Genomic DNA, 25,561 nt, shown 5'->3' with positions numbered 1-25,561 from the left:
AAGCAAGGGGGAAGCGAGGTGCATCGATGCAGCGGATCGGGAAGATCTTGCTTCATCAGGCCACGATCCACGGTGACCTTGCCAAGCTCAGCGACTGCAACTTAACCCGGCCAAAACGAAAAAGCAACTGGCAAAATCTTTCACTGTCAACCCCAAAAAGACAACCATACGGGACAGCATGGGCCTCTCATTCATCTTGTATCTGCTAGCGGTCATTTTTGTCCTGGTTGGTATAGCCGGCATCGTCCTGCCGGCACTTCCCGGCATCCCGCTGGTGTTCGTCGGCCTGCTGCTGGCGGCGTGGGCCGACGGCTTCACCCATGTCGGCTGGCCGACCCTGCTGGTACTGGGCGTGCTGACCCTGCTTTCACTGCTGGCCGATGTGCTGGCCACGGTGGTCGGGGCCCAGCGTGTCGGGGCCAGCCGCAAGGCGCTGTGGGGCACCTTCATCGGCAGCATCGCCGGTCTGTTCTTCATGCCCATCGGCCTGTTCGCCGGCCCGCTGATCGGCGCTCTGCTGGGCGAGTACTGGCACACGCGCGAGCTGGGCCGCTCGACCAAGGTTGGACTCGCCACCTGGCTGGGCATCCTGCTGGGCCTGGCGCTGAAACTGGCGATGGTCATCGCGATGCTGGGCCTGTTCGCGTTCGCCTGGTTCCTGTAACGAACGATCTTCACGCCACGCGCACACCTGCGCCGGGCATAACTCCATGGGGCTGGCCGTTGCTGCGGGCAGCCGCCACACTGTGCGTCTTCCCGTAGTCATCCCGAAGGGCCTGCTGCAATGACCCTCCCGCCGTTGTTCCCCCGTCTGGCGCCGTTGGCGCTTGCCCTGGCCAGCGGGCCGCTGGCCGCGCAGGAAATCGCGCCTGCCACGACCACCACGCCGGCCGGTTGCGCGGCCATTGAAACCGACGCCGCCCGACTGTCGTGCTACGACCGCCTGTTCGGCCGTAACGCTCCGGCCACTGCCGAAGCCGATGCCGCCGCGCAGCAGGCCGCGCAGGCGCTGCGCGAACAGCGTCGCGCCGCCCGCCTGAGCCAGGGCGAAGAGAACCTGCGGGCGCGGGTCAGCGATGTGCTGCGCCCCGCCCCGGACGACAGCGCCCTGGCCAATGCAGGCCGCGGTTCCCTGCTGGACAGCCGCTGGGAGCTGGCGGAAGACTCCAAGCTGGGACCGTTCCAGCTGCGGGCCTACAAGCCGGTGTACCTGCTGCCGGCGTTCTGGACCAGCGACAAGAACCAGATGCCGCAGTCGCCGAATCCGGCCAACAGCGTGACCGAGCCGCAGGCGCTGGATAGTGCCGAGCTGAAGTTCCAGATCAGCTTCAAGACCAAGATCGCCGAGAACCTGTTCGGCGACAACGGCGACATCTGGGCCGGCTATACCCAGAGCTCGCGCTGGCAGGCCTACAACGCCGAGAATTCGCGCCCGTTCCGCGAGACCAATTACGAGCCGGAAGTGATGATGGTGTTCCGCAACGGCTACTCCATTGGTGGCTGGCGCGGACGCATGACCGGCATCAGCCTCAACCATCAGTCCAACGGCCGCGCCGATCCCCTTTCGCGCAGCTGGAACCGGGTGATGCTCAACGTCGGGCTGGACCGCGAGAACTGGGCGCTGGTGCTGCGGCCCTGGTACCGCATTCCCGAAACGCGCAGCGATGACAACAACCCGGACATCGAGGATTACATGGGCCGCGGCGACGCGACCCTGATCTGGAACCGCAATGGCCACGAAGTGTCCCTGATGGCGCGCCATTCGCTGCGTACCGGCGACCGTTCGCATGGCGCCCTGCAGCTCGACTACGGTTTCCCGATCAGCAACCTGCTGCGCGGCCACATCCAGGTCTTCGACGGATACGGCGAAAGCCTGATCGACTACAACCACAAGGCCACCTACGTGGGCGTGGGCGTGTCGCTGCTGGAATGGTTCTGATGGGCGTGACGATCTGGCACAACCCGGCGTGCAGCAATTCGCGCGGCGCACTGAAGCTCATCCGCGACGCCGGCATCGAGCCGGAGGTGATCGAGTACCTGCAGGCACCGCCCGACGTGGCGACCCTGCGCCAGCTGCTTGCCGAATCCGGGCTGGCCGCCGCCGACCTGGTGCGCAGCAAGGAACCGGAGTTTGCCGGTCTGGCGCTGGCCGGGGCCGATGAGGCGACCCTGCTGGCGGCGATGGCGACGCACCCGCGCCTGATCAACCGGCCCGTGGTGCGCACGGCCAAGGGCACGCGCCTGTGCCGCCCGCCGGAAACGGTGCTGGAGATCCTGTAGCCCGGACGCACCACCCGGCAGCGCCGGGCCATGCCCGGCGGCACGCGCTCGGCTCAACGCCGGCGATCACCGCCAGTCGCTGATGCCTTCGCGTCGATAGACTTCCGCGAAGGCGGGGCGCGCTTTAAGCGCGGTTGCGTGCGCCTTCAGCACCGGCCAGGTGTCAGTGGGCCGGGGCATGTTGCGCGACCAGCGCATCAGCATCACCAGCATGAAATCGACCACGCTGGGCGCGTCGCCCAGCAGGTAAGGCCCGTGCGCCTGCAGGTGCGCCGCCACATGCTGCCAGGCCGCCTCCAGCTGCTGCCGGGCCATCGCACGCGTTGCCTCCACGCAGGCCTCGCCCGCCGCTTCGTGCGGATAGAACCATGCACGATAGGCAGGCTGCAGGGTGTTGGCGCACCAGAACATCCAGCGATAGGCCTCGCCCCGCGCGGGCGTGCCCACGGCCGGCAGCAACCCCGCTTCGGGATGGCGGTCGGCCAGGTATAGCGCGATGGCCGCTGCCTCGGTCAACAGCAGGCCATCGATCCTCAGGGTCGGCACCCTCCCGGCCGGATTCAACGCCAGGTAGTCCGCCGCCTTGTGCTCGCGCCTGTCGAAATCCAGCAGCACCAGTTCGTGCTCGATGCCCAGTTCGATCAGCAGCCAGTGCACGACCAGCGAAGCGGTACTCGACGAACCATACAGGGTGGTGCTCATGCGCGGGATCCGTTGCGGGTGGAGCCAGCGATTATGCGCCCGCCCGGCGGCCACTGCTCAACCGCAGCTGCTCATGCAGGTGTCGCGACGTTCGCCGCAGCTCATCATCGGCTGCCGCAGCGTGCAGTCATGCGCCTTCAGTTCGCACGAGCGGCGCAGATCGGCATTGGCGATGTCCTTGCAGCGCTTGTCGGCAGCCGGAGCCATCTGCTGTTCGCAGCTGCTCTGCCGACTGCCCAGGCTGTCCGCCTGCGCCATGCAGCTGCGATGGCTGGCCTGGCACTGCATGCGGCATTGCGCCGATGCGCTGAAATCCGCTCCTTCATACGAGGAGGAGGTGCTGCTGCAGCCGACCAGTGCGAACAGCCCGGCAAGCGCGAAGTTCCGTAACAGCGGCATGAACGTTCCCGGTTCGAGTCGCATGGAAACTAGCAGATGTTCCGTGCCGGCTCGTTAAACGACAAACGGCGCCAACAGGCGCCGTTTGCCACCAAGCGTGTGCCGCGCTTACTCCACCACCACCGGAATCTTGCCGATGCGGGCCTGCCATTCGCGCGGGCCGGTCTTGTGCACCGATTCACCGGTGGAGTCGACCGCCACCGTCACCGGCATGTCCTGCACGGTGAACTCGTAGATCGCTTCCATGCCGAGATCGGCGAACCCGACCACCTTGGCCGCCTTGATCGCCTTGGACACCAGGTAGGCCGAGCCACCGACCGCCATCAGGTACGCCGACTTGTTGTCACGGATCGCCTCGATCGCAGCCGGGCCGCGCTCGGCCTTGCCGACCATGCCCAGCAGACCGGTCTGTTCCAGCACCTGGCGGGTGAACTTGTCCATGCGCGTTGCCGTGGTCGGGCCGGCCGGACCGACCACTTCATCGCGCACCGGATCAACCGGGCCGACGTAGTAGATGAAGCGTCCCTTCAGATCGACCGGCAGTTCCTCGCCCTTGTTGAGCATGTCAACCATGCGCTTGTGCGCGGCGTCGCGGCCGGTCAGCAGCTTGCCGTTGAGCAGAAGCGTCTGGCCCGGCTTCCAGCTGGCCACCTCCTCCGGGGTGATCGTATCCAGGTCCACCCGGGTGCCCTTGGAGGCGTCGTAGGTCAGCTTCGGCCAGTCCTCCAGCGACGGCGGATCCAGCATCACCGGACCGCTGCCATCCAGGGTGAAGTGCGCGTGGCGGGTCGCGGCGCAGTTCGGGATCATCGCCACCGGCAGGTTGGCCGCGTGGGTCGGGTAATCGTTGATCTTGATGTCCAGCACCGTGGTCAGGCCACCCAGGCCCTGGGCGCCGATGCCCAGCGCATTGACCTTCTCGTACAGCTCCAGGCGCAGCTCTTCGATCCGGTTGGACGCTCCACGGGCCTGCAGCTCGGTGATGTCGATCGGCTCCATCAGCGCTTCCTTGGCCAGCAGCATGGCCTTCTCCGCGGTGCCGCCGATGCCGATGCCCAGCATGCCCGGCGGGCACCAGCCGGCCCCCATGGTCGGCACGGTCTTGAGCACCCAGTCGACGATGGAGTCGGACGGATTGAGCATGGCGAACTTGGTCTTGGCTTCCGAACCGCCACCCTTTGCGGCCACGATCACATCCACCTTGTTGCCCGGCACGACCTTGACGTTGACCACGCCCGGGGTGTTGTCCTTCGTGTTGATGCGCTTGCCGGCCGGATCCGCCAGCACCGAAGCACGCAGCTTGTTGTCCGGATGCAGATAGGCCCGGCGCACGCCTTCATTGGCCATGTCTTCCACGCCCATGGTGGCGTCGTCCCAGCGCACATCCATGCCGATTTCCAGGAACACGGTGACGATGCCGGTGTCCTGGCAGATCGGACGATGGCCTTCGGCGCACATCCGCGAATTGATCAGGATCTGGGCCATCGCCTCCTTCGCGGCCGGCGACTCCTCGCGCTCGTAGGCAGCGGCGAGATTCTTGATGTAGTCGACCGGGTGGTAGTACGAGATGTACTGCAGCGCGTCGGCGATGGACTGGATGAGGTCTTCCTGCTTGATCGATGTCACGGCTTGCTCGCTTGCTCGAGGCTGGCGGGGGTAATCCGCCCATTTTACCCCCTCCCCGGCTGCGGGTAGAGTCTGTGGGGTCAGATCCCTTGTCACGCGCCTGCCCGCTGCGGCGTCCTTGCCCGCATGAACGCCGAAACCGCCTTCCAGACCCACCGTCCGCGCCTGATGGCCCTCGCCTACCGCCTGCTGGGCAGCCGCGCCGACGCCGAGGACGTCGTCCAGGACGCCTGGCTGCGCTGGTCCGGCGCCGACCCGGCCAGCGTCCGAGATGCCGAGGCATGGCTGGTCACCACCACCACGCGCCTGGGACTGGACCGTCTGCGTGCGGCCAAGCGCGAGCGCGCGCATTACGTGGGCCCGTGGCTGGCTGAACCGATGGCGGTAACCCTGGAGCCGGACCCGGCGCCCGGCCCGGCCCAGTTGCATGCCCTGGCCGATGATGTATCGGTGGCCTTCCTGACCCTGCTTGAACAGCTCGGCCCGGAGGAACGCGCCGCGTTCCTGCTGAAGGAAGCGTTCGACCACGACTATCGCGAGATCGCCGACCTGATCGGCCACAGCGAGGCCAACTGCCGGCAACTGGTGCACCGGGCCCGGCAGCGGCTGCAGGCCGGCCGGCCGCGATTCAATGCCGACGCCGGCCAGCACCGGCAGTTGCTGGCACGCTTCATGGATGCGTCGCAGCGTGGCGACAGCGAGGCGATCCAGGCCCTGCTGCATGCCAACGCCCTGATGGTCTCCGATGGAGGCGGCGTGGTCACCGCAGCGGTGCGCCCGCTGCGGGGTGCCGAACGCATCGGCCGCCTGTTCTGGGCCATTGCCCGCCGCGGCGGCACGCACCCGGCCCGGCTGGGCTACGTCAACGGCGAGCCGGCGATCCTGGGCTTCGACGGCGATCGCCTGCATTCGGTCACCACCATCGAGGTGATCGATGGCCGCATCGCGCGCCTGTACAGCGTGCTCAATCCGGAAAAACTGCCCGCGGTTGTCACGCACGCAGACGCGGCGGCGTCCTGGTAAGGGAAGGCGGCCATCGGGGCCGCCGTGGAGCCCACGATGTCCAACCCCGCCTCACCCCGCGTTCCCTATACCCGCTTGGCCGCCAAGGCTTTCAAGGGCCTGCTCGATACCAGCCAGGCAGTGCATGACAGTTCGATCGATCCGACCCTGATGGAACTGGTGTTCCTGCGCGTGTCGCAGCTCAACGGCTGCAGCTACTGCATGGACATGCACGGGACGGCGCTGCGCAAGAGTGGCATCGAGCCGCGCAAGCTGGACACCCTGCCCGCCTGGCACGAAAGCCGCTTCTTCGATGCGCGTGAGCGCGCTGCGCTGGGCTGGGCCGAGGCCCTGACCCGGCTCACCGACGCCGCGCCATCGCAGGCAGCGTTCGATGCGCTGGCACCGCACTTCGATGAGAAGGGCATCAGCGACCTGAGCATGGGCATCGCGGTGATCAACGCCTGGAACCGCCTCGGCGCCGGCCTGCTGCCGCCGCTGCCCTGATCCACAAGAATGCGGGGCCTCGCGCAGCGCGGCTCCGCACCGGTGGCGCGCTGACGCGCACGCTCCCTGCGGGCGTCGCATTCATGCCTTCGCCACGGCTCCGGCGCGCACAATGGCGACATGCCTTCAACCGAAAAGAAACCCAGCCTGCGCCAGCGCTTCAATGCGATGCGCAACGTGCCACCGTTCCTGCGGCTGGTGTGGAAGACCAGCCCCGCACTGACCCTGGTCAGCCTGGGACTGCGCCTGATCCGTGCCCTGCTGCCTGTCGCCATGCTGTATGTGGGCAAGCTGATCATCGACAGCGCGCTGCAGCTGAGCCGGCACGACGCCGGCTTTCCGCCGCTGGGCGAGGCCCTGGCCAGCGGCCTGCTCAATCCGCTGCTCGGGTTGCTGGCCCTGGAACTGGGCCTGGCCATCGTCTCCGACCTGCTGGGCCGGATGGTGGCCTACGCCGATGCCCTGCTGTCGGAGCTGTTCGCCAACGCCACCAGCATCCGGCTGATGGAGCACGCCGCAACGCTGGATCTGGAGGACTTCGAGGATCCGGACCTGCAGGACAAGCTGGACCGCGCACGACGCCAGACGATGGGCCGGATGAACCTGATGAGCCAGCTGTTCGGCCAGGTGCAGGACGCCATCACGGTGGTCAGCCTGGCGGTGGGCCTGCTGGTCTACGCGCCGTGGCTGATCCTGCTGCTGGCGCTGGCCCTGGTGCCTGCCTTCATCGGCGAATCGCACTTCAACGCCGCCGGCTACAGCCTGAATTTCCAATGGACGCCCGAGCGCCGCCAGCTCGACTACCTGCGCCAGCTCGGCGCCAGCGTGGAGACGGCCAAGGAAGTGAAGATCTACAACCTGCACCGCTTCCTGGTGGAGCGTTACAGGAGCCTGTCGGTAGCGCTGTTCAAGGCCAACCGCGCGCTGGCCCGGCGCCGTGCCTTGTGGGGCACCCTGCTGGCCGCGCTGGGCACGCTGGGTTATTACACCGCCTACGCCTACATCGCCTGGCGCACGGTGCGCGGCGATTTCTCGATCGGCGACCTGACCTTCCTCGCCGGCAGCTTCCTGCGCCTGCGCCAGCTGCTGGAGGGCCTGCTGATCGGCTTCTCGCAGGTGGCCAGCCAGGCCTTGTACCTGGACGATCTGTTCTCGTTTTTCCAGATCCAGCCGGAGATCCATTCGCGCGAGGGCGCCGCAGCCGTGCCGCAACCCATCCGCCAGGGCTTCGTGTTCGAGAACGTCGGCTTCCGCTATCCCGATGCCGAGCAATGGGCCGTCCGCCACCTCGATTTCCAGCTGCATGCCGGCGAAGTGCTGGCACTGGTCGGCGAGAACGGTGCCGGCAAGACCACACTGGTCAAACTGCTGGCACGGCTGTACGAGCCCGACGAGGGGCGCATCCTGCTCGACGGCCGGGACCTGCGCGACTATGACCTGGATGACCTGCGCGCCAATCTCGGGGTGATCTTCCAGGACTTCGTGCGCTACAACCTGAGCGCCGGCGAGAACATCGGCGTTGGCCAGGTCGAGGCGATGGCGGACCGGGAACGGGTTGCCGATGCCGCGCGCCGGGGCATGGCCCAGGAAGTGATCGAGTCGCTGCCACGCGGCTACGACCAGCTGATCGGGCGTCGCTTCAAGGAGGGCGTGGACCTCTCCGGCGGGCAGTGGCAGAAGATCGCCATCGCCCGCGCGTGGATGCGCAATGCGCAGGTGATGATCCTGGACGAGCCGACCGCAGCGCTGGATGCGCGCAGCGAGTTCGAGGTATTCCAGCGGTTCAGGGAACTGGCGGACAATCGCACTGCCGTACTCATCTCCCATCGCTTCTCGTCGGTGCGCATGGCCGACCGCATCCTGGTGCTGGCCGATGGCCGGATCGAGGCCAGCGGCACCCACGAGCAGCTGATGGCCCAGGGCGGCCGCTACGCCGAGCTGTTCGAGCTGCAGGCCGCCGGCTACCGCTGAGAACGCCTCTCGTTCCGCCTAATGAGAACCTGTCTCATTTGAGATAGAATTACCCCGACGACTTCCAACAGATACGCCCATGTCTTCCGCTTTCGGCGCCGAAACGGTGCTTGAGGTCCGCCACTGGACCGATGCCTACTTCAGCTTCACCCTCACCCGCGACAGCGGTTTCCGCTTCGAGAACGGCCAGTTCGTGATGATCGGCCTGGAAACCGACGCCCGGCCGCTGCTGCGCGCCTACTCCATCGCCAGCGCGAACTGGGAAGAGCAGCTGGAGTTCTTCAGCATCAAGGTGCAGGACGGCCCCCTGACCTCGCGCCTGCAGCACATCAAGCCCGGCGACAAGGTTCTGGTAGGCAAGAAGCCCACCGGCACCCTGCTGATCAGCGATCTGCATCCCGGCAGGAACCTGTACCTGCTGGGCACGGGCACCGGCCTGGCGCCCTGGCTGTCGATCATCAAGGACCCGGAGACCTACGAGCGTTTCGAGAAGGTGATCCTGTGCCACGGCGTGCGCTACGAGAAGGACCTGGCGTACCGCGACTATTTCGAGAAGGACCTGCGTGAGCACGAGTTCCTCGGCGAGATGATCGGCGACAAGCTGTTGTACTACCCGGCCGTCACCCGCGAACCGTTCGCCAACCAGGGGCGCCTGACCTCGCTGATGGAAAGCGGGGAAATGCAGCGCACCCTGGGCCTGCCGGAACTGAGCCCGGAGAATGACCGCGCGATGATCTGCGGCAGCCCGCAGATGCTGGCCGACCTGCGCACGGTGCTCGACGCCCGTGGCTTCCAGGTCTCCCCGCGCATCGGCCAGCCGGGTCACTACGTGTTCGAGCGCGCCTTCGTCGAGAAGTGACCCGTAGCGCCGGGCCTGCGTCCGGCGCTGCCGCGGGAGGCGGCAGCCCTTACTGCCGGGACTGCAACGCTTTCTCGATGTCCCCGCGAACGCTTTCCGGCTTGTCGGTCGGCGCGTAGCGTTTCAGCACCTGCCCGTCGCGTCCGACCAGGAACTTGCTGAAGTTCCATTTGATCGCGCTCAGCCCCAGCAGGCCGGTCTTCTCGGACTTCAGCCACTTCCACAGCGGGTGTGCACCGTCGCCGTTGACCTGGATCTTCTCCGACAGCGGGAAGTCCACTGCATAGGTCAGCGCACAGAAGCTGCGGATCTCCTCGGCATTGCCCGGTTCCTGGTGGCCGAACTGGTCGCAGGGGAAGCCGATCACCACCAGGCCCTTCGGGCCGTACTCGCGCCACAGCGCCTCCAGTCCCTCGTACTGCGGGGTGAAACCGCACTTGCTGGCCACGTTGACCAGCAGCAGCGCCTTGCCGCGGTACTGCTCCAGGGCCTGCGGCTGGCCGTCCAGGTCGGTGAAACCGAAATCGAACGCAGTGGTCATGGCAGATCTCCGCAATGGGGGTTCCGATGGTATCCCCGCCCATGCCTTTCGACACAAGCCCGATCCCATTACCCCGGGTTAACCTCGGGCACTTGTCTGCCTTACCGGAGTACCGCCTTGACCACCCGCCTTGCCCTTGCCGTGGCCATGACCCTCGGCCTTGCCCTGCCCGCCTATTCCGCCGGCGCCGCCACCCCGGCTGCCAGCACCACCGCACAGCAGGCCAACCCGTTCTTCGCCGAAAGCCCGCTGGCACTGCACTATCCGCAGTTCGACAAGATCAAGGACAGCGACTTCGCTCCGGCCTTCGACGCCGGCATGGCGCAGCAGCTGAAGGAAATCGAGGCCATCGCCAACAACAAGGCCAAGCCGACCTTCGACAACACCATCATCGCCCTGGAAAAGAGCGGTGACATCCTTGACCGCGCGACCACCGTGTTCTTCGCCCTGGTCGGCGCGGACACCAACGACACCCGCAAGAAGCTGCAGGCCGACTACTCGGCCAGGTTCGCCGCGCACAGCGATGCGATCGCCCTGAACAGCAAGCTGTTCGCGCGCATCCAGGCGTTGTATGACACCCGCACGCAGCTGGGTCTGGACGCCGAAGGCGTGCGCCTGGTCGAGAAGTACTATGACAACTACGTGCGCGCCGGCGCCAAGCTGTCTGACGCGGACAAGGCGAAGCTGAAGGAAATGAACGCCGAGCTGGCCAACCTCGGTACCCGCTTCAGCCAGAACGTGCAGTCAGAAGTGAACGCTTCGGCGATCACCGTCGATGACGTGAAGGAACTGGATGGTCTGTCCAGGGAGCAGATCGCCGCCGCCGCCGAAGCCGCCAAGGCCCGTGGCCTGGATGGCAAGTATGTGATCACCCTGCTCAACACCACCGGCCAGCCGCCCCTGACCAACCTGGCCAACCGCGCCCTGCGCCAGAAGATCTACGAAGCATCGGTCAGCCGTGGCAGCCGCGGCGGCGAGTTCGACAACACCGCCATCGTCTCGCGCATCATGCAGCTGCGTGCCGACAAGGCCAAGCTGATGGGTTTTGCCAACTTCGCTGCGTACAACCTGACCAACCAGACCGCCAAGACCCCTGAGGCGGTCAACGCGATGCTGGGCAAGCTGGCCCCGGCCGCAGTGGCCAACGCCAAGCGCGAAGCGGCCGACCTGCAGGCAATGATCGACCAGGAGCAGAAGGCCGCGGGCAAGCCGACGTTCGCGCTGGAGCCGTGGGACTGGGCCTTCTACAGCGAGAAGGTGCGCCAGGCCAAGTACAACTTCGACGAGTCGCAGCTGAAGCCGTACTTCGAACTGAAGAACGTGCTGGAGAACGGCGTGTTCTTCGCCGCCAACCAGGAATTCGGCCTCACCTTCAAGCAGCGCACCGACCTGCCGGTCTATCACGATGATGTCACCGTCTACGACGTGTTCGACGCCGACGGCAGCCAGCTGGCGATTTTCCTGTTCGACCCGTACGCCCGTGCCTCCAAGCGCGGCGGGGCATGGATGAACTCGTATGTCTCGCAGTCGAAGCTGACCGGCTTCAAGCCGGTGGTGGCCAACCACCTCAACATCCCCAAGCCGCCGGCCGGCCAGCCGACCCTGCTGACCTGGGATGAGGTGACGACCACCTTCCACGAATTCGGCCACGCCCTGCACGGCATGTTCTCGAACGTGAAGTACCCGTACTTCTCGGGCACCTCGGTGCCGCGTGACTTCGTCGAGTTCCCCTCGCAGGTCAACGAGATGTGGGCCGATGACAGCGCCATCCTGAAGAACTACGCCAAGCACTACCAGAACGGCACGGCGATGCCGCAGGCACTGCTGGACAAGGTGATCGCTGCGGCCAAGTTCAACCAGGGCTTCGCCACCACCGAGTACCTGGGTGCGGCCATGCTGGACCAGCGCTGGCACCAGATCGGCCCGGACCAGGTGCCGGCCGCCAAGGACGTGATGGCCTTCGAGCGCGCCGCGCTGGAGAAGGACGGCATCTACTACGCACCGGTTCCGCCGCGTTACAAGACCCCGTACTTCAGCCACATCATGGGCGGCTACTCGGCCGGCTACTACGCCTACATCTGGTCGGAAGTGCTGGACGCCAACACCCAGAAGTGGTTCCGCGAGAACGGTGGCCTGAGCCGCAAGAACGGCGACCACTTCCGCGCCACCTTGCTGTCGCGTGGCGGCAGCGTCGACGCGATGCAGCTGTTCCGCGATTTCGCCGGCCACGAGCCGCAGATCGAACCGCTGCTGGAGAAGCGTGGCCTGACCGGCACCGGCAACTGATCGCCGGTACGCTGAGCTGAAAACAGAACCGCCCGGGAAACCGGGCGGTTTTTTCGTTGTGATTGGGGTCAGAGCCCTTTTCTGCGAAAGGGATCTGACCCCGCTCTGGCTTCATCGCGGCGCCACATAGCCTCCCGGCACACCTTCCGGCGACAGCACCAGCTGCCACAACTGCGCGTGCCGGCAACGGAAGGTCGCCATCGAACCGGCCAGATAGAAGCGCCACATCCGCCGGAAATGCTCGTCATAGCGCGCATCCAGCCGTGGCCAGGCCGCCTCCACGTTGCGCCGCCACGCCTGCAGGGTCAGGTCGTAGTCGGTGCCGAAATTGTGCCAGTCCTCCAGCACGAACCGCCCCTCGAACGCCCTGCTGATCTGCGCCGCCGAGGGCAGCATCGAGTTGGGAAAGATGTAGCGCGCGATCCACGGATCGGTACGATGCCGCGACACGTTGGTCCCGATGCTGTGCAGCAGCAGCAGGCCACGTGGCGACAGGCAGCGCCGCGCCACCTCGAAGAAACTGCGGTAGTTCTTGTCACCGACGTGCTCGAACATGCCGATCGAGAAGATCGCATCGAAGGGTTCGTCCAGCGCGCGGTAGTCCTGCAGGCGGATCTCGATCGGCAGACCGGCGCACAGCTCGCGCGCGAATTCCGCCTGCTCCTGCGAGATCGTTACACCGACCCCGCTGACTCCATAGCGTTCGGCAGCGAACTTCAGGGCCTCACCCCAACCGCAGCCGATATCCAGCACCCGCTGGCCCGGGCGCAATCCCAGCTTGCGGCAGACCAGGTCCAGTTTGGCTTCCTGTGCAGCGTCCAGGTCATCGGCCTGCCGCCAGTAGCCACAGCTGTACACCAGGCGCCGACCCAGCATCGCCTGGTACAGATCGTTGCCCAGATCGTAGTGGCGACGGCCGACTTCGTAGCTTCCCTGCCCGGCCTGCAGGTTGAACAGGCGCGCCTTCAGCGCGTCGGCCACTTCCCGCCAGCCGTGCACCCGTTCGTCCAGATGCGCCTGCATGAGGTGGACCAGGAATTCGTCCAGGACGTTGGCGTCCCACCAACCATCCATGTAGCTCTCGCCCAGGCCGAGCGAACCGTGCGCCATGACCCGTGCGAAGAACCTCGGATCATGTACCTGGATGTCCTGTGGCCGGGAGCCGCCAATGCGGACCCCGGCTTCGTGGAGCAGGCCGCTGACCCGCTCCTGCAACCCTGTATCCACGCCCCCTCCTCGTCTGCGCTCAACCGCGTGCGAACAGCTCCACGTAATCCTTGGCCACGTGCGGCAACAGCACCGCCGCCGGCACATCGGCGGTCTGCGTTCCATCCGAGTATGGACCCACCTGGTAGGGCGGGAAAACAAAGCGCAGCGCGGTGATCTGCCCCTTGTCGTCGGTCAGCGGCTGGAACTGGCTGAAATTGTCGGGCTGCGGGCCGGTGCCATCGGCGATCATGCGCGATGCATTGCGCAGCGACTCCTGCAGCTCGGCCGGCTCCATGTCCTCGCCGCTGAGGCGTGTCGCCACGCGCTCGCGCAGCTGGTCCGCGACGAAATCGCTGATCGCCTTCCAGCCCTTGCTGTCGGTCACCAGCTTGTCGGCGCTGAGCATCTGCTGTTGCTCCGGCAGCCAGACGAAACGTGCCACCAGGGGTTCGCCGTGGGCGCCGCCGGTGTAACGGCTGCCATCGGCACTCACCACCACCAGCTGCGGCGTCTCCAGCACCTTCTCGAAGCTCAGCGAGAGTTCGTAGGGCATGGTCGGCTTGTCATTGCCCAGCCCATCGAGCGCCTGCTGCAGCTCGCTGCGGGCCGTGGTGGCGTAGTCCTGCAGCGCACGCGCCAGGCCCGGATAACGGTCGATGCCTGCCGGATAGCTGATGCCCACCACCTCGCGTTCGTTGTTCTCGATCACGTCGCGCAGGTCGAGCGGTGCTTCCGCAGCGGGCGCCTCGCCCGTGGCGGAGGCATCGACCGCCGGCGCCGCGTCGGCCACCGGTGCCGGGGTTTCGGCTTCACGCTGGCAGCCCGCCAGCAACAGCACGCCTGCCACACCGGCCAGCACGCTTCCGCGCAGCAGCCGGTTGTTTCCAATCTTCATCGGGATCCCCTGTTCATGTTCATCCATCATCGCCCGCCCTGGCTTAAGCGTAGCCCGCTGGCGTCATCCCGCCAGAAGGTCGTGATACTCCTCATGCCGCTGCAGGAATGCCTCGGCGTAGGCACACGCCGGCACGACCTTGTACTTCTGCTCCCGCGCGAACCGCAGCGCCACCCGGGTCAACTCGCCGGCGATGCCCCGGCCGGCGATCGGCTCGGGCACCTCGGTGTGGGTGATGACCATGCGTCTGCGCTTGATCTGGTAATCGAGCACCGCCACCTGTCCACGCACACGGGCAGTGAAGCGATGGTTGGCCTGGTCGTGATCGACCTCGTAGGCCAGACCGGGGGGCGTGACCGAAGCCATGGGACTGTCTCCTGCGGCGACTGCGTGGATGGTGCGCAGCCGGGCGCCATGATCGCGTGAAGCCTGAACAGGGGCAAGTCCAGGCCCTCCACGTCAGTTTGCGACCCTAAAGCTGGAGCGCCCGCGGCCGCTATCGCCTGCGGAGGGGTCCGGCCACGCTGGCACGGCCCTTGCGACCGTAGACCGTGCGACTGCCGTGGAGGCCCCCGATGCACCCCAGCGATTCCCATTCCGATACCGACCGCGCCCTGCTGGAGGGCCTGCTCCAGCTCGCCGTGGAAGGCCAGACCGACGAGCAGGCCTTCCAGCGTATCGGCGAGGAAGTCTTCGCCCGCCTGCTGGACACCTACGGCCAGCAGACCCGGGCCTGACCACGAGCGGGGGCCCTGCCCCGGGGTCGGATCCAGCGGATCCGACCCCAGGCCCTCAACCGCCGCCCAGGCGGAAGGTCGGGTTGGACAGTTCGCGCAGGAAGTGGGTGAAGATGCTCGGCTGCATGGCCAGCATGAAGATCACGCCGAATGCCGCGCCGGCCAGGTGCGCGCTGTGGTTGATGCGGTCGCCGCCGCGCTTGTCCATCCAGATGCTGTAGCCGACATAGAACGCGGCGTACACGATGGCCGGTGCGGGGATGAAGAACACCAGGATGATCGACCACGGCTTGATCAGGATGAAGGCGAACAGCACCGCCGACACCGCACCCGAAGCCCCCAGGCTGAGGTAGTTCGGATTCTTCTGGTTCTTCAGGTAGCTCGGCAGGATCGAGACCACCAGCGCGCCGATGTAGAACGCCGGATAGGTCAGGTAGCTGCCGGTCAGCTGCACCATCACGCTCTCGATGAATCCCCCGAAGAAGAACAGGGTGATCATGTTGAAGATCAGGTGCGACCAGTCCGCGTGGATGAATCCATAGGTCACCAACCGGTCGTACTGGCGGTGGCGGTCGATGGCCGGTGGCCACAGGATCAGGCGGTCGGCCAGCGCGCGGTGGTTGAACGCCCTCCATGACAGGATGGCGGTGATGGCGATCAACAGCAGATTGACGGGGGTCATGTCAGGCTCAGGCAGCGCGGTAGTTGTCGACCATACGATAGCGTTTCGCGTACCAACCGAAGGCCAACGCCGCGATGAAGGCGAAGCCGGCGAAGAAGAACATCAGGAAGGCCGCCTCGCTCAAGCCGGTGCCTGCGATCTGGTGGGTCACCGTTTCGTTGCGTACGGCCGCATTGGACAGCAGCACCCACAGGTTGCCGATGGTGGTGGTCAGGTTCCAGAAGCTCATCACCACCCCCTTCATCGCCTGGGGCGCCTGGCTGTAGGCGAACTCCAGGCCGGTCGCGGACACCAGGACCTCACCGAAGGTCAGCAGCGCGTACGGCAGGATCTGCCAGAAGATCGACATGGCATTGCCGCCATCCATCACCACCTGGATGCTGCCGACGACGATCCAGGCCAGGCCGCTGAAGGCGATGCCGGCGGTCATCCGGCGCAGCGCGGTCGGCTCGAAGCCGAAGCGGCGCAGGGCCGGGTACAGCACCAGGTTGTTGAACGGGATGAGGATCATCACCAGCAGCGGGTTCAGCGCCTGCATCTGCGAGGCGGTGAACCAGCTCGGCATCTGCATCTGCTGTCCCTGCAGCACCCAGGTCGAGGCCTTCTGGTCAAACAGCGAGAAGAACGGCGTGGTCAACGCGAAGATCACCAGCACGCGCAGCACCGAACGCACGCCCTCCACGGCTTCGGCCGGATGGTGCGCGCGGGCGCGGTCCAGCTGCAGCCAGGTGCCGCCACCGACACCAGCCAGAATCGCCACCAGCGCAAGGCACAGGCAGATCACGATGCCCAACGAGCCGACCAGGCCGAACGATGCCACCGCCAGCACCAGGCCGGCCACGGCGATCGCCAGGCCCGGACGGCCCTGGCCCGCCACCCGCGCGGTCAGCGCCGTGCGCGCCACGTTGGCGAACGAATGCGGGTCCTTCGGCGGCAGCGGCACCAGTACGTAGCGCTTGCGGCCAAGCCAGAACACGAAGGTCGCCACGAACATCAGGATGCCCGGAATGCCGAACGCCCACTGCGGGCCCCAGTTCTTCAGCACCAGCGGAATCAGCAGCGACGCAAACAGCGAGCCGAAGTTGATGATCCAGTAGAAGGCATCGAACACCAGCTTGGCCAGGTGCTTGTTGCTCTGGTCGAACTGGTCACCCATGAACGAGGCCACCAGCGGCTTGATGCCACCGGCACCCAGCGCGATCAGGCCCAGGCCGAGGAAGAAGCCCTGGCGGCTGTTCTCGAACAGCGCCAGGCACAGGTGGCCGGCGCAGTAGACCAGGCTGAACCAGAGGATCGTGTGGTACTTGCCGAAGAACCTGTCGGCCAGCCAGCCGCCCAGCAGCGGGAAGAAGTACACGCCGATCATGAAGCTGTGCATGATGTCCTTGGCTTCACCGGCACGGCCTTCCGCAGTGATTTCCTGCAGCAGAAGCGAGGTGATCAGGAACTGCACGAGGATGTTGCGCATCCCGTAGAAGCTGAACCGTTCGCAGGCCTCATTGCCGATGATGTACGGGATCTGGCGCGGCATCTTTCCCTGGCCGGCGATGGGGGCGACTGCGTCGTGGCTCATCCTGTAAGGCATTCCTGCAAAGCGAAAGCCGCAAGGTTACCGGAACCTGCGGGCTGGAAGCACGCTGCGGGGCTGCATGACAGCGCCGCCGATCCATGGCAGGCGGTGCCGGTGCCCTGCCGGAAGTCACGGCACCTGCACGACAAAAGCGTAAACTTATCGTTATGCGCGCCCTCGTCCTCGTCCGCCCCCTGCTCGGCTGCTGCCTGTTGCTGCTTGCATTGCCGGCACCGGCGCGGCCACAGGCCGCGGACACCGCGACCCTCGACGCGCAGGCCCGGCAGCTGACCGTGGCGGCCCTGGAACTGCCCGGGCGGGACGATGCGCAGTGGAAGCAACGCCGCGAACAGGTGGCGCAGCTGTTGACCGAGCTGCAGCCGGACGTCATCTCGGTGCAGCAGGTACGGCAGCAGCAGGGGCGCAACCCGGCCTGCTGGCTGGCCAACCGGCTGCGCTACAGCTGCGACTTCGTCACGGCCGACCCGCCCAGCCAGCCGCTGCGGCACGGCAATGCGATGCTGACGCGGCTGCCGGTCAGCGAGGATGGCGTGACCCTGCTGCACCCGCCCGGTACGTTCAGCGCGGCGGGCATGATGCGGCTGCGGCTGGGCGAGGCCCTGGTCAATGTCTACGTGACCCGCCTGCGCCCGGAGCCGGATGAAGCGGCGGCCCGCCAGCACCAGACCAGCGATCTCATGGCCTGGATCAGCGCGACCGCAGAAGGCCTGCCCAGTGTGATCGCAGGCGATTTTTCCGCCGGCACGGTGGAACTGGTGCGCGCTACGCCGGGCTTCCAGCCGGCCCGGCGCAGCCCGGGCGGCCGGGCGGAAGCGTCAGCCTCCGGTGCCGGCGGCGCCAGCGGTCACGGTCTGGATGTGCTGTTCCAGGTCAAGCATTTCGGCGGCATCCGCCAGCAGCCCATCCTGCTGCCGGCCGACGGCGAGCTGCCTGGACTGCGCCTGGGGATGATGGCCACCCTGCGCCTGCAGGGCGATACGGCCACCGCGGAATAGGCCCGCCCTCGGCACCCACCAGGTCCCGCCCGACGTCCAGAAGCTGGCAAACAAAAAGGCCGGGGTCTCCCCCGGCCTTCTCATGTCATCCCGTCACCGCCTTCAGGCGATCGCGTCCTGGTAACGGCGCTCGACTTCGTTCCAGTCGATGACGTTGAAGAACGCGCCGATGTATTCCGGACGACGGTTCTGGTACTTCAAGTAGTACGCGTGCTCCCACACGTCCAGACCGAGGATGGGCGTGTTGCCTTCCATCAGCGGGCTGTCCTGGTTGCCGGTGCTTTCCACCACGACCTTCTTGTCGGGGGTGACGCTCAACCATGCCCAGCCGCTGCCGAAGCGGGTCAGCGCCGCCTTGGTGAAGGCGTCCTTGAACTTGTCGAAACCGCCCAGGTCCTTGTCGATGGCCTTGGCCACGTCGCCCACCGGGTTGCCGCCCGCGTTCGGCGCCATCACCGTCCAGAACAGCGAGTGGTTGGCATGGCCACCGCCGTTGTTGCGCACCGGGCCCTGCAGGTTCTCCGGCAGCGACTTCAGCTTCTTCACCAGCTCTTCCACCGGCAGGTCAGCGTACTCGGTACCTTCCAGCGCCGCGTTGACGTTGTTGATGTAGGTCTGGTGATGCTTGGTGTGATGGATCTCCATCGTCGCCGCGTCGATATGCGGCTCCAGCGCGTCGTAGGCGTAGGACAGCTTGGGCAGGGTATAGGCCATGATGCATCTCCTGATTGCGAGGGCACCCGACGGTGTCGGGTGTAGCGCGGTGAATGATGGGGACAGACCACTAGATTACCAAGGGGGATGTAAAGGAAATTGCGTCCTGCCGGTGAGCATGCCGGCAATTGTTACGCAGCGGTGACGCGGCGGTTCCTCATGCAGCGTGCAGCGCACAGGCGCTACAGTGCATGCACCACCCTCACCCGTTCGTGCCCATGCGCAACCCCCGGCTGCTGATCACTGCCATCGCCCTGCTGCTGCTCGGCCTGGTCGTCAACCACGTCATGCAGCGGCCGCCGGCACCGCAGTTCGCGCCGGACCTGCAGGGCGCCCCGACCCGGACTGCCCCCACCCCGGCACACGGCGATGGCGCACGCAGCGGCCTGCCCGCCTTCCTTCCCGCCGAAGCACGCCAGACCATCACCCTGATCCAGCGGGGCGGGCCCTTCCCGCACCGCCAGGATGGCAGCACCTTCGGCAACCGCGAGCAGCGCCTGCCGCAGCGGCCGCGTGGCTACTACCGCGAGTACACGGTCGACACCCCCGGTGCGGGCAACCGGGGGGCACGCCGCATCGTCACGGGCGGCGATCCAGCAGAGGCGTGGTACTACACCGATGACCATTACGGCTCATTCCGCAGCTTCACCGTTCCATCCCCCGGAGACGCTCGATGAGCCACGATGATTTCGGCCTCGGCCTGCACGACATCAACAACGCCGGCGTGTATGCCATCGACAGCGCGGACATCGGCGCGCTTGCCGCGGCCATGCGCGATGCCGGCCTGAAGGTGATCCGCATCGATCTGGAGGGCGTGACCGACAAGCGCACCCTGCTGGCGCGGCTGTCCGCGCAGCTGGACTTCCCGGCCGGTTTCGGCGGCAACTGGGATGCCCTGTCGGACAATCTTCGCGACCTGCAGTGGCTGCCGGCCAGCGGTTATGCGCTGTTCCTGGCGGATGTCGACGCGCTGCGCGCTGGCGCAGCCAAGGATTTCGACACCCTGCTCGACGTGCTGGACGAAGCCAGCCGGGATTGGGTCGGCCGCGACGTGCCGTTCTGGGTGTTCCTGTCACAGAGCGAGTAAAGGGGCGACGCCGACCAAGGCCGGCCGCCCGCAATGGTTCCGGCGAAGAGCCCCCTTGTTGTTCAAAGGGGGCGCGCCAACGGCGCGGGGATAAGGAAACATGCGTGGACAATGGGAGCCGCTAGCGGCTCCCATTGTCTTCCTGCAGTTCCTTCTTGAACGGGATATCCGGCGGCGGCCGGGCCACGGCCGGCTGGTCCTGCATGTTCGGGTCGGTCAGGCCGCAGCCGCCACCCGCCTGCAGAATGGAGATGACGCAGGAAATCCGGGTGCTGGTGCCGGGAAGCGGAATCTCCATCGCTTTGACGCCCTTGCGCACCCACTCGGCCAGCAGCGACTCCTGCGGCACCCAGTATTTGTCGAACGAGGTGGGCGTGTAGTCGTAGGGCGGTCGCTTCAGCCATGTCCCCGACTGGGCGATGCGTTCCTTGCTCCAGCCGTCGTTGTCCCCCCCGGGAGCGCCACGCTCCGCATTGCCGGGGCCGTCCTGCCCCGGTACACGCACGCTGCCGTCGGCGTTGAACAGGCCGTTGCCCCGGCCCGCGCTGCTCGCCTGCGCGGCGCCGCTGCGGGCGCCATCACGAGTGCGATCCGAGGCCCCCCAGTCGTCGCCCCGGGCCGGCGTAGCCCAGTTGCCCGGGGTCGGCGTCGGGCGGGCACCGGCCTGTGCCGGTGTCGTGGCGGCGGCTGATGGGCGCGCCGCGGGACTGCTCACCGCAGCCGCGCTGCCCTGGGCTGCGGGGGCGGAGGTTGCGGCACTGCCACTGGAAGGCGCAGGCGAAGCGACCGGTGCAGACGCCACCTCACGTTCGCGCACCTGCACGTCGCGGCCCGCGGGCGCCCGTACTGCAGGCTCACGGCCTGCGATCGGCGCCATCCGCACCTGCGGATCGACAACCGCCTGCACTTCGCGTTCGCGCACCTGCACATCCTGCTGCGGAACGCGGATCGGTACTTCCGCTGCGCGCACCGCCGGAGCCACAACGGGTGTCTCCACGATGGCCACCTCACGTTCCTGCACCTGCGGCTGGCGGATCTGCGGCACCCTCACCTGCACATCCGGTGTGCGCAGCGCTTGCGGTGTGGGCGGCGCCTCCAGCGGCTGCACGCTGCGCTCGCGTACGCTGGGCGTTGTGTCGCGCGGCACGATGCTCACTTCGGTGCGCGGCACGCTGACCGGCGGCACCACGAAATCGGTCGTGGCCTGCGCCACGTCGGTCGCCTGGACCGGCGAAGGCGGCGGCGTGGCCGGTGGGGCCGGCTCGGTCGGCATGGCTTGCGGAGGCGTACTGGCGGCAGCGGGGGCCGCAGCAGGGGATGGCTGCGGGCGCGCCGCGACCGGTCGCGGCTGCGGCGCAGTTGCCGATCCTGCCGCGTCTCCTGCAGCCGTGCGGCCGGCTGCAGCTGCTGCAGCCGATTCGGCGCCGGGCTGGTCGCCTCCGCCCTCCTGGCTGGCGCGGCCGACAAACTCGATCTGCACGCGCTCACCGTCGGATCCCTGCTCGGCAGGCACCGAGGTGCGGATCACCGCCACCCACAGCAGCAGCAGGAAGAACAGCAGGTGCAGCAATGCACTGGCGACGGCCGACGTCCAGCGCATCCAGCGCTGGTCACGCGGCGCCGGCTCCCACTCCTGCCACAACAGGCGCCGCAGCGCCTGCCAGCGGGGCAGCGCCGGCAGCGTCCCGGGGCGTCCCGGCAGAGGCCTGGGCAGCAGCACCGCGATCACCTCGCGGGCATGGAACGGGCGTGGCAACGGGCTCAGCGAGCGCAGCCACAGCGCCCAGCCATAAGGCAGGCGCGTGTTCTTCTCCAGGATGATCGGTTGCTGCTGGCGCGCCAGCAGCAGGTCGATGAGTTGCTCGGCTCTGGGCAGCGGCACGCGTCGGCGATCAGGCGGCGTTGCCGCGCGGGATGTACGGTGCGTGGCCGCTGTCGTGGTCGGTCGCGTCGCGCACTGCGGTCACGCCGGGCACCCGGCCCATCAAGGTCTTTTCGATGCCCTGCTTGAGGGTCACATCGGCCATGCCACAGCCCTGGCAGCCACCACCGAAACGCAGCAGCACCACGCCCTCGGCCGAGACTTCCTGCACTGCGACCTTGCCGCCATGGGAGGCGAGCTGTGGATTGATTTCATTCTCCACCACCCAGTGCACACGCTCGACCAGCGACGCGGCCTCCCCGGGCGCTTCGCCCTTGATGCGCGGCGCCTTGATGGTCAACTGCTGGGCACCTGCCGCGCCGGCCACGATGTCGATCTCCGCGCCATCGAGCCAGCCGACGCTGCCGGCGTCGACATACAGGGTGAACCCGTCGCAGTCCACGGCCCACTCGTCGCCGTGCAGGTCCGAGGGTTCGGCGAATTCCAGCCGCGCATCGGCACGCGGAGTGCCGGGATCAACCGCGCTCAGGCGTACGCCCATGCCGGGCGCGCCCTCGCGTTCGATCAGCTTGCGGAAATGGGTCTGGGCAGTGTCGGAGATCTGGATCATCAGGCTATTCTAGCCAAGTAAGTGTCAACCGCTCATTCGGTTTATACACCGTCCGGCGCATTGTTCAGTCAACACGAGGTGGAGATTCCCATGGCCGACCTGATTCCACTGGCCCAGGCCCGTTGCGTGCCGCGCAAAGGCAGCGACCACAAGCTGGGCGAGGCCCGCCTGGCCGAGCTGCTGCCGCAGATTCCCGGCTGGGAACTGGCCGAAGGCGGCCAGGCGCTGCTGCGCACCTTCCGCTTCAAGGACTACTACGCCACCATGGCCTTTGTGAATGCACTGGCCTGGATCGCCCACCACGAGGATCACCACCCGGACCTGGGCGTGCACTACGACCGCGCCGTGGTGCGCTATTCGACCCACGACGTCGGCGGCCTGAGCGAGAACGACTTCATCTGCGCGGCCAAGACATCGGCCCTCACGGAGCAACTGCCATGAATGTGCGAGTGCTGAGCCTGTCCCTGATCGCCGTGACCGGCCTCGCCGGCTGTGGCGCCTCCGAGCCGTCGCCGCCCGTGCCGCCGCCGACCGAGGTGGCTGCGGTGAAGACGCCGCCGCCGCAGTACCCGCTCGAGCTGGCCTGTACCGGTACGGGCGGCACCAGCACCTTCAAGGTGACCATCGGCACCGACGGCAAGCCCAGCGAAGTGACTCTGCTGAGCGGCGCGGGCAACCCGCAGCTGGATGAGCTGGCCAGGAATGCCGTGCAGGGCTGGCAGTTCAAGGCCGCCACCCGCAACGGCCAGGCCGTGCCCGCCACCATCCAGGTGCCGGTCAGCTTCAACCCGCCGCAGCCGAAGCCGGACCAGTGTTTCGCGGTGGAAGAGCGCCTGCGCCGCGGCGGCTGACCGCACACCATGACGAGGCCAGCCGACGCCCGCCTCGCCCTTGCCGCCCCGGCAGTGCCCGGGGCGGTTGTCTGTTGACCAGGACCGCGTCGGTACATGCTGCAGATCCCCCCCGAAAACATCTGGATCGCGCTGGCGGTCACCCTCGCGGCCGGCCTGGCGACCGCCATCGGCAGCCTGCTGGTGCTGTTCTCGCGCCGCCCCAACCCGCGCCTGCTGGCGTTCGGCCTGGCCTTCGCCGGCGGCGCGATGGTCTACGTGTCGCTGTCGGAGATCCTCAACAAGTCCATCGCGTCGTTCGCCCTGGCCTATGGCGAGCGCACCGGCTTCACCTACGGCACGCTGGCGTTCCTGGCCGGTGTGATCGTGATCGTGCTGATCGATCACTTCATTCCCAATCCGCACGACAGCCTGGACAAGCAGGACCCTGCGTTCCGCGAGAACAGCCGCGAGTACCTGAAGCGGGTCGCGCTGCTGACCTCGGTGGCGATCACCGCACACAATTTCCCGGAAGGGCTGGCGACCTTCTTCGCTACGCTGGAAAGCCCGTCGGTGGGCATGCCGCTGGCCTTCGCCATCGCCATCCACAACATTCCCGAGGGCATCGCAATCGCGGTCCCGGTGTACTTCGCCACCCAGAACAAGCTCTATGCGTTCGGCGCCAGCCTGCTGTCGGGCCTGGCCGAGCCGGTGGGGGCCATGCTGGGCTACTGGCTGCTGTCCGGGTCGCTGTCGCACGCCACGTTCGGCTGGGTGTTCGGCCTGATCGCAGGCGTGATGGTGTTCCTGGCCCTGGACGAACTGCTGCCGGCGGCCAAGCGCTACGCCAAGGGTCACGAAACGGTGTACGGCCTGGTTGCAGGCATGGGAACGCTGGCGGTCAGCCTGGTGCTGTTCAAGTGGTGAGCGGGTTGCGGCCAACGGGCTGAGCCCCCTCGCGGCTGGCGGCGTGTTTCTTTGGTTGCTTTCTTTGCACGAGCAAAGAAAGCGACAAGCCCCTCATCGCAGGGAAGCGACGGTGCCGACCAAGCGCCCGGCGCCGCCGAACCGCCGTCAGCGCAGGCGGTCCAGCGCCTCGACCAACTCATCCGCCAGCGGAGCGTTCAGCACGTAGGGGGTCTTGCCGTCGTCCAGCGCGAACTCCAGCGAGGCCGCGTGCAGGAACAACCGCTTCAGGCCGATCTGCTCACGAAGCCGCTTGTTCACCGCAGGATCGCCGTACTTGTCGTCACCGGCCACCGCATGCCCCAGATGCTGGGCGTGCACCCGGATCTGATGGGTCCGGCCGGTCTCGATGCGCACCTCGCAATAGGAATGGCCCCCACGCCGCTCCAGCACGCGGAAATGACTGATCGATTCCTTGCCGATCGCATTGACCTGGACATGTCGCTCACCGCCCTGGCGCAGGCCCACGTGCAGCGGCGCGTCCACCGTCATCACCCCGTCGGGCATGCGTCCGGTCAGCAGGGTCAGGTAACGCTTGCGGATGCCGGCGCCATGGTCTTCACGCAGCAGCGCCTGCAGCTCGCTCAGCGCCGAGCGCTTCTTGGCCACCACCAGCAGGCCCGACGTATCGCGGTCGAGACGGTGGACCAGTTCCAGCGTCTGGCCCGGGCGCAGGGCGCGCAGGGTCTCGATGGCGCCGAAGCTGATCCCGCTGCCGCCATGACTGGCCACGCCCGAGGGTTTGTTCAGCGCCAGCAGCCGTGCGTCCTCGAAGACGATGGCCTGTTCCAGACGGCGCATGAACGACTCGGGAGGACCAGCCTTGTCTCCCTCCTCGGTGAGACGGACCGGCGGCACCCGCACCTCGTCGCCCGCCTCCAGCTTGCGCTCGGCCTTGGCGCGGCCGCCATTGACCCGCACCTGACCGCTGCGCACCAGCTTGTAGACCAGGCTGCGCGGGGCCCCTTTCAGCTGGCCGAGCAGGAAATTATCCAGGCGCTGGCCGGCGCGGTCGGCGGGAACGGTGATCATGCGCACGGATGGCTTGTCGCCAGCTGGCTTGGTGGGGTCTTGGGCGGTCATCAGGCTGTTTATTCTGTTACACTCGGGGGGCGAGATAAGGGATTGATTTCGTTGGAAGTTACTCAGGGCCAGAAGCCCAGCTTCCGACGAATCCGGCACAGTGCGCG

Annotated in this window: 28 protein-coding genes; 15 read left to right on the top strand and 13 right to left on the bottom strand. The window is 66.9% G+C overall.

Annotated elements, in window-relative coordinates; all coding sequences use genetic code 11:
• The first annotated feature begins 178 nt into the window (after positions 1-178).
• The 3 genes from ABE543_RS15510 to arsC all read left to right on the top strand — a co-directional run bounded on the left by ABE543_RS15510 (position 179) and on the right by arsC (position 2,280).
• Positions 179-664 carry a DUF456 domain-containing protein gene (locus tag ABE543_RS15510; RefSeq protein WP_193396158.1) on the top strand — a complete coding sequence of 162 codons (486 nt, stop codon included), beginning with the start codon at positions 179-181 and terminating at the stop codon, positions 662-664.
• Between the two features lie 120 nt (positions 665-784).
• On the top strand, positions 785-1,939 hold the full coding sequence (locus ABE543_RS15505; protein WP_197600297.1) for a phospholipase A: 1,155 nt from the start codon (positions 785-787) through the stop codon (positions 1,937-1,939).
• Positions 1,939-2,280 carry an arsenate reductase (glutaredoxin) gene (gene arsC, locus ABE543_RS15500; protein WP_111187118.1) on the top strand — a complete coding sequence of 114 codons (342 nt, stop codon included), beginning with the start codon at positions 1,939-1,941 and terminating at the stop codon, positions 2,278-2,280. Before ABE543_RS15505 ends, arsC begins: the two co-directional genes overlap by 1 nt.
• A 66-nt stretch (positions 2,281-2,346) precedes the next feature.
• On the opposite strand, the gene ABE543_RS15495 is transcribed toward arsC, so the two are convergent.
• From ABE543_RS15495 to ABE543_RS15485, 3 genes are all read right to left on the bottom strand, one after another.
• Positions 2,347-2,982, bottom strand: a complete 636-nt coding sequence (locus tag ABE543_RS15495) for a glutathione S-transferase family protein (RefSeq protein WP_065181963.1) — start codon at positions 2,980-2,982, stop codon at positions 2,347-2,349.
• A 57-nt stretch (positions 2,983-3,039) separates the two neighbouring features.
• Positions 3,040-3,381 (bottom strand): hypothetical protein, encoded by a 342-nt coding sequence (locus ABE543_RS15490; RefSeq protein WP_065181994.1) that lies wholly within the window; start codon positions 3,379-3,381, stop codon positions 3,040-3,042.
• Positions 3,382-3,489: 108 nt separating this feature from the next.
• Positions 3,490-5,007: a fumarate hydratase gene (locus ABE543_RS15485; protein ID WP_065181962.1), complete on the bottom strand. Its 1,518-nt coding sequence runs from the start codon at positions 5,005-5,007 to the stop codon at positions 3,490-3,492.
• 126 nt (positions 5,008-5,133) lie between these two features.
• Between ABE543_RS15485 and ABE543_RS15480 the strand changes: the two genes are divergently transcribed.
• The 4 genes from ABE543_RS15480 to ABE543_RS15465 all read left to right on the top strand — a co-directional run bounded on the left by ABE543_RS15480 (position 5,134) and on the right by ABE543_RS15465 (position 9,346).
• Positions 5,134-6,030 (top strand): RNA polymerase sigma-70 factor, encoded by an 897-nt coding sequence (locus tag ABE543_RS15480; RefSeq protein WP_053516916.1) that lies wholly within the window; start codon positions 5,134-5,136, stop codon positions 6,028-6,030.
• Positions 6,031-6,066: 36 nt separating this feature from the next.
• Positions 6,067-6,516 (top strand): carboxymuconolactone decarboxylase family protein, encoded by a 450-nt coding sequence (locus ABE543_RS15475; RefSeq protein ID WP_346475868.1) that lies wholly within the window; start codon positions 6,067-6,069, stop codon positions 6,514-6,516.
• A 120-nt stretch (positions 6,517-6,636) separates the two neighbouring features.
• A complete protein-coding gene (locus tag ABE543_RS15470; protein ID WP_346475867.1) occupies positions 6,637-8,487 on the top strand; it encodes an ABC transporter ATP-binding protein in 1,851 nt (616 codons plus the stop codon).
• A gap of 79 nt (positions 8,488-8,566) precedes the next feature.
• Positions 8,567-9,346 (top strand): ferredoxin--NADP reductase, encoded by a 780-nt coding sequence (locus ABE543_RS15465; RefSeq protein WP_053516913.1) that lies wholly within the window; start codon positions 8,567-8,569, stop codon positions 9,344-9,346.
• Positions 9,347-9,395: 49 nt separating this feature from the next.
• On the opposite strand, the gene ABE543_RS15460 is transcribed toward ABE543_RS15465, so the two are convergent.
• Positions 9,396-9,887: a glutathione peroxidase gene (locus ABE543_RS15460; RefSeq protein WP_346475866.1), complete on the bottom strand. Its 492-nt coding sequence runs from the start codon at positions 9,885-9,887 to the stop codon at positions 9,396-9,398.
• A 117-nt stretch (positions 9,888-10,004) separates the two neighbouring features.
• Here ABE543_RS15460 and ABE543_RS15455 point away from each other — a divergent pair, with 117 nt between their 5' ends.
• Complete coding sequence (locus ABE543_RS15455; RefSeq protein ID WP_053516910.1) at positions 10,005-12,173, top strand: M3 family metallopeptidase; 2,169 nt, start codon at positions 10,005-10,007, stop codon at positions 12,171-12,173.
• 111 nt (positions 12,174-12,284) lie between these two features.
• Here ABE543_RS15455 and cfa read toward each other — a convergent pair whose 3' ends face one another.
• The 3 genes from cfa to ABE543_RS15440 all read right to left on the bottom strand — a co-directional run bounded on the left by cfa (position 12,285) and on the right by ABE543_RS15440 (position 14,643).
• Entirely contained in the window at positions 12,285-13,400 is a 1,116-nt protein-coding gene (cfa, locus tag ABE543_RS15450; protein WP_065175474.1) for a cyclopropane fatty acyl phospholipid synthase, read from the bottom strand.
• A 19-nt stretch (positions 13,401-13,419) separates the two neighbouring features.
• Positions 13,420-14,277, bottom strand: coding sequence for a DUF3298 and DUF4163 domain-containing protein (locus ABE543_RS15445; RefSeq protein WP_193396153.1), 858 nt, complete (start codon positions 14,275-14,277; stop codon positions 13,420-13,422).
• A 63-nt stretch (positions 14,278-14,340) separates the two neighbouring features.
• On the bottom strand, positions 14,341-14,643 hold the full coding sequence (locus ABE543_RS15440) for a GNAT family N-acetyltransferase (RefSeq protein WP_053516908.1): 303 nt from the start codon (positions 14,641-14,643) through the stop codon (positions 14,341-14,343).
• Between the two features lie 209 nt (positions 14,644-14,852).
• On the opposite strand from ABE543_RS15440, the gene ABE543_RS15435 reads away from it, so the two are divergent.
• A complete protein-coding gene (locus tag ABE543_RS15435) occupies positions 14,853-15,014 on the top strand; it encodes a hypothetical protein (protein ID WP_164972342.1) in 162 nt (53 codons plus the stop codon).
• A 55-nt stretch (positions 15,015-15,069) separates the two neighbouring features.
• Here ABE543_RS15435 and ABE543_RS15430 read toward each other — a convergent pair whose 3' ends face one another.
• Together ABE543_RS15430 and ABE543_RS15425 are read right to left on the bottom strand one after the other, a co-directional pair.
• Complete coding sequence (locus ABE543_RS15430) at positions 15,070-15,696, bottom strand: rhomboid family intramembrane serine protease (RefSeq protein WP_053516907.1); 627 nt, start codon at positions 15,694-15,696, stop codon at positions 15,070-15,072.
• Positions 15,697-15,703: 7 nt separating this feature from the next.
• Positions 15,704-17,269 carry an oligopeptide:H+ symporter gene (locus tag ABE543_RS15425; RefSeq protein WP_053516906.1) on the bottom strand — a complete coding sequence of 522 codons (1,566 nt, stop codon included), beginning with the start codon at positions 17,267-17,269 and terminating at the stop codon, positions 15,704-15,706.
• Positions 17,270-17,433: 164 nt separating this feature from the next.
• On the opposite strand from ABE543_RS15425, the gene ABE543_RS15420 reads away from it, so the two are divergent.
• On the top strand, positions 17,434-18,282 hold the full coding sequence (locus tag ABE543_RS15420) for an endonuclease/exonuclease/phosphatase family protein (protein WP_053516904.1): 849 nt from the start codon (positions 17,434-17,436) through the stop codon (positions 18,280-18,282).
• 102 nt (positions 18,283-18,384) lie between these two features.
• Here ABE543_RS15420 and ABE543_RS15415 read toward each other — a convergent pair whose 3' ends face one another.
• Positions 18,385-18,996, bottom strand: coding sequence for a superoxide dismutase (locus ABE543_RS15415; protein WP_049458515.1), 612 nt, complete (start codon positions 18,994-18,996; stop codon positions 18,385-18,387).
• Positions 18,997-19,214: 218 nt separating this feature from the next.
• Between ABE543_RS15415 and ABE543_RS15410 the strand changes: the two genes are divergently transcribed.
• Positions 19,215-19,673 (top strand): ribonuclease domain-containing protein, encoded by a 459-nt coding sequence (locus tag ABE543_RS15410; RefSeq protein WP_065175477.1) that lies wholly within the window; start codon positions 19,215-19,217, stop codon positions 19,671-19,673.
• Complete coding sequence (locus tag ABE543_RS15405) at positions 19,670-20,083, top strand: barstar family protein (protein WP_065175478.1); 414 nt, start codon at positions 19,670-19,672, stop codon at positions 20,081-20,083. Before ABE543_RS15410 ends, ABE543_RS15405 begins: the two co-directional genes overlap by 4 nt.
• 121 nt (positions 20,084-20,204) lie before the next feature.
• Here the strand turns inward: ABE543_RS15405 and ABE543_RS15400 are convergent, their stop codons facing one another.
• Together ABE543_RS15400 and ABE543_RS15395 are read right to left on the bottom strand one after the other, a co-directional pair.
• Positions 20,205-21,965, bottom strand: a complete 1,761-nt coding sequence (locus ABE543_RS15400; RefSeq protein ID WP_346475865.1) for a hypothetical protein — start codon at positions 21,963-21,965, stop codon at positions 20,205-20,207.
• A 10-nt stretch (positions 21,966-21,975) separates the two neighbouring features.
• On the bottom strand, positions 21,976-22,575 hold the full coding sequence (locus ABE543_RS15395; protein WP_065175480.1) for an NfuA family Fe-S biogenesis protein: 600 nt from the start codon (positions 22,573-22,575) through the stop codon (positions 21,976-21,978).
• 90 nt (positions 22,576-22,665) lie between these two features.
• Between ABE543_RS15395 and ABE543_RS15390 the strand changes: the two genes are divergently transcribed.
• The 3 genes from ABE543_RS15390 to zupT all read left to right on the top strand — a co-directional run bounded on the left by ABE543_RS15390 (position 22,666) and on the right by zupT (position 24,332).
• The gene (locus tag ABE543_RS15390; RefSeq protein WP_053516899.1) at positions 22,666-23,016 is read left to right on the top strand and encodes a 4a-hydroxytetrahydrobiopterin dehydratase; all 351 of its coding nucleotides are present in this window, start codon (positions 22,666-22,668) and stop codon (positions 23,014-23,016) included.
• Positions 23,013-23,426 carry an energy transducer TonB gene (locus ABE543_RS15385; protein WP_053516898.1) on the top strand — a complete coding sequence of 138 codons (414 nt, stop codon included), beginning with the start codon at positions 23,013-23,015 and terminating at the stop codon, positions 23,424-23,426. Before ABE543_RS15390 ends, ABE543_RS15385 begins: the two co-directional genes overlap by 4 nt.
• 96 nt (positions 23,427-23,522) lie before the next feature.
• The gene (zupT, locus tag ABE543_RS15380) at positions 23,523-24,332 is read left to right on the top strand and encodes a zinc transporter ZupT (RefSeq protein WP_111186415.1); all 810 of its coding nucleotides are present in this window, start codon (positions 23,523-23,525) and stop codon (positions 24,330-24,332) included.
• A 147-nt stretch (positions 24,333-24,479) separates the two neighbouring features.
• Here zupT and ABE543_RS15375 read toward each other — a convergent pair whose 3' ends face one another.
• Positions 24,480-25,454, bottom strand: a complete 975-nt coding sequence (locus tag ABE543_RS15375) for an RluA family pseudouridine synthase (RefSeq protein WP_065181953.1) — start codon at positions 25,452-25,454, stop codon at positions 24,480-24,482.
• Between the last annotated feature and the right edge of the window lie 107 nt (positions 25,455-25,561).

The sequence above is a fragment of the Stenotrophomonas sp. TWI169 genome, from assembly GCF_039674705.1.
Classification (GTDB): Bacteria; Pseudomonadota; Gammaproteobacteria; order Xanthomonadales; family Xanthomonadaceae; genus Stenotrophomonas; species Stenotrophomonas maltophilia_P.
Note: the sequence above shows the minus strand (reverse complement) of the source record. Positions and strands in the feature narration are given on the sequence as shown.

Excerpts from the sequence above, each read along its gene's own strand:
- ABE543_RS15505 (WP_197600297.1), top strand. The coding sequence starts at position 785 with ATGACCCTCCCGCCGTTGTTCCCCCGTCTGGCGCCGTTGGCGCTTGCC.
- ABE543_RS15415 (WP_049458515.1), bottom strand. The coding sequence starts at position 18,996 with ATGGCCTATACCCTGCCCAAGCTGTCCTACGCCTACGACGCGCTGGAG.
- ABE543_RS15475 (WP_346475868.1), top strand. The coding sequence starts at position 6,067 with ATGTCCAACCCCGCCTCACCCCGCGTTCCCTATACCCGCTTGGCCGCC.
- ABE543_RS15420 (WP_053516904.1), top strand. The coding sequence starts at position 17,434 with ATGCGCGCCCTCGTCCTCGTCCGCCCCCTGCTCGGCTGCTGCCTGTTG.
- ABE543_RS15460 (WP_346475866.1), bottom strand. The coding sequence starts at position 9,887 with ATGACCACTGCGTTCGATTTCGGTTTCACCGACCTGGACGGCCAGCCG.
- ABE543_RS15410 (WP_065175477.1), top strand. The coding sequence starts at position 19,215 with ATGCGCAACCCCCGGCTGCTGATCACTGCCATCGCCCTGCTGCTGCTC.
- ABE543_RS15385 (WP_053516898.1), top strand. The coding sequence starts at position 23,013 with ATGAATGTGCGAGTGCTGAGCCTGTCCCTGATCGCCGTGACCGGCCTC.
- ABE543_RS15510 (WP_193396158.1), top strand. The coding sequence starts at position 179 with ATGGGCCTCTCATTCATCTTGTATCTGCTAGCGGTCATTTTTGTCCTG.
- ABE543_RS15490 (WP_065181994.1), bottom strand. The coding sequence starts at position 3,381 with ATGCCGCTGTTACGGAACTTCGCGCTTGCCGGGCTGTTCGCACTGGTC.
- ABE543_RS15430 (WP_053516907.1), bottom strand. The coding sequence starts at position 15,696 with ATGACCCCCGTCAATCTGCTGTTGATCGCCATCACCGCCATCCTGTCA.
- arsC (WP_111187118.1), top strand. The coding sequence starts at position 1,939 with ATGGGCGTGACGATCTGGCACAACCCGGCGTGCAGCAATTCGCGCGGC.
- ABE543_RS15390 (WP_053516899.1), top strand. The coding sequence starts at position 22,666 with ATGGCCGACCTGATTCCACTGGCCCAGGCCCGTTGCGTGCCGCGCAAA.
- ABE543_RS15435 (WP_164972342.1), top strand. The coding sequence starts at position 14,853 with ATGCACCCCAGCGATTCCCATTCCGATACCGACCGCGCCCTGCTGGAG.
- ABE543_RS15465 (WP_053516913.1), top strand. The coding sequence starts at position 8,567 with ATGTCTTCCGCTTTCGGCGCCGAAACGGTGCTTGAGGTCCGCCACTGG.
- ABE543_RS15445 (WP_193396153.1), bottom strand. The coding sequence starts at position 14,277 with ATGAAGATTGGAAACAACCGGCTGCTGCGCGGAAGCGTGCTGGCCGGT.
- ABE543_RS15440 (WP_053516908.1), bottom strand. The coding sequence starts at position 14,643 with ATGGCTTCGGTCACGCCCCCCGGTCTGGCCTACGAGGTCGATCACGAC.
- zupT (WP_111186415.1), top strand. The coding sequence starts at position 23,523 with ATGCTGCAGATCCCCCCCGAAAACATCTGGATCGCGCTGGCGGTCACC.
- ABE543_RS15375 (WP_065181953.1), bottom strand. The coding sequence starts at position 25,454 with ATGACCGCCCAAGACCCCACCAAGCCAGCTGGCGACAAGCCATCCGTG.
- ABE543_RS15495 (WP_065181963.1), bottom strand. The coding sequence starts at position 2,982 with ATGAGCACCACCCTGTATGGTTCGTCGAGTACCGCTTCGCTGGTCGTG.
- ABE543_RS15425 (WP_053516906.1), bottom strand. The coding sequence starts at position 17,269 with ATGAGCCACGACGCAGTCGCCCCCATCGCCGGCCAGGGAAAGATGCCG.
- ABE543_RS15405 (WP_065175478.1), top strand. The coding sequence starts at position 19,670 with ATGAGCCACGATGATTTCGGCCTCGGCCTGCACGACATCAACAACGCC.
- ABE543_RS15395 (WP_065175480.1), bottom strand. The coding sequence starts at position 22,575 with ATGATCCAGATCTCCGACACTGCCCAGACCCATTTCCGCAAGCTGATC.
- ABE543_RS15480 (WP_053516916.1), top strand. The coding sequence starts at position 5,134 with ATGAACGCCGAAACCGCCTTCCAGACCCACCGTCCGCGCCTGATGGCC.
- ABE543_RS15470 (WP_346475867.1), top strand. The coding sequence starts at position 6,637 with ATGCCTTCAACCGAAAAGAAACCCAGCCTGCGCCAGCGCTTCAATGCG.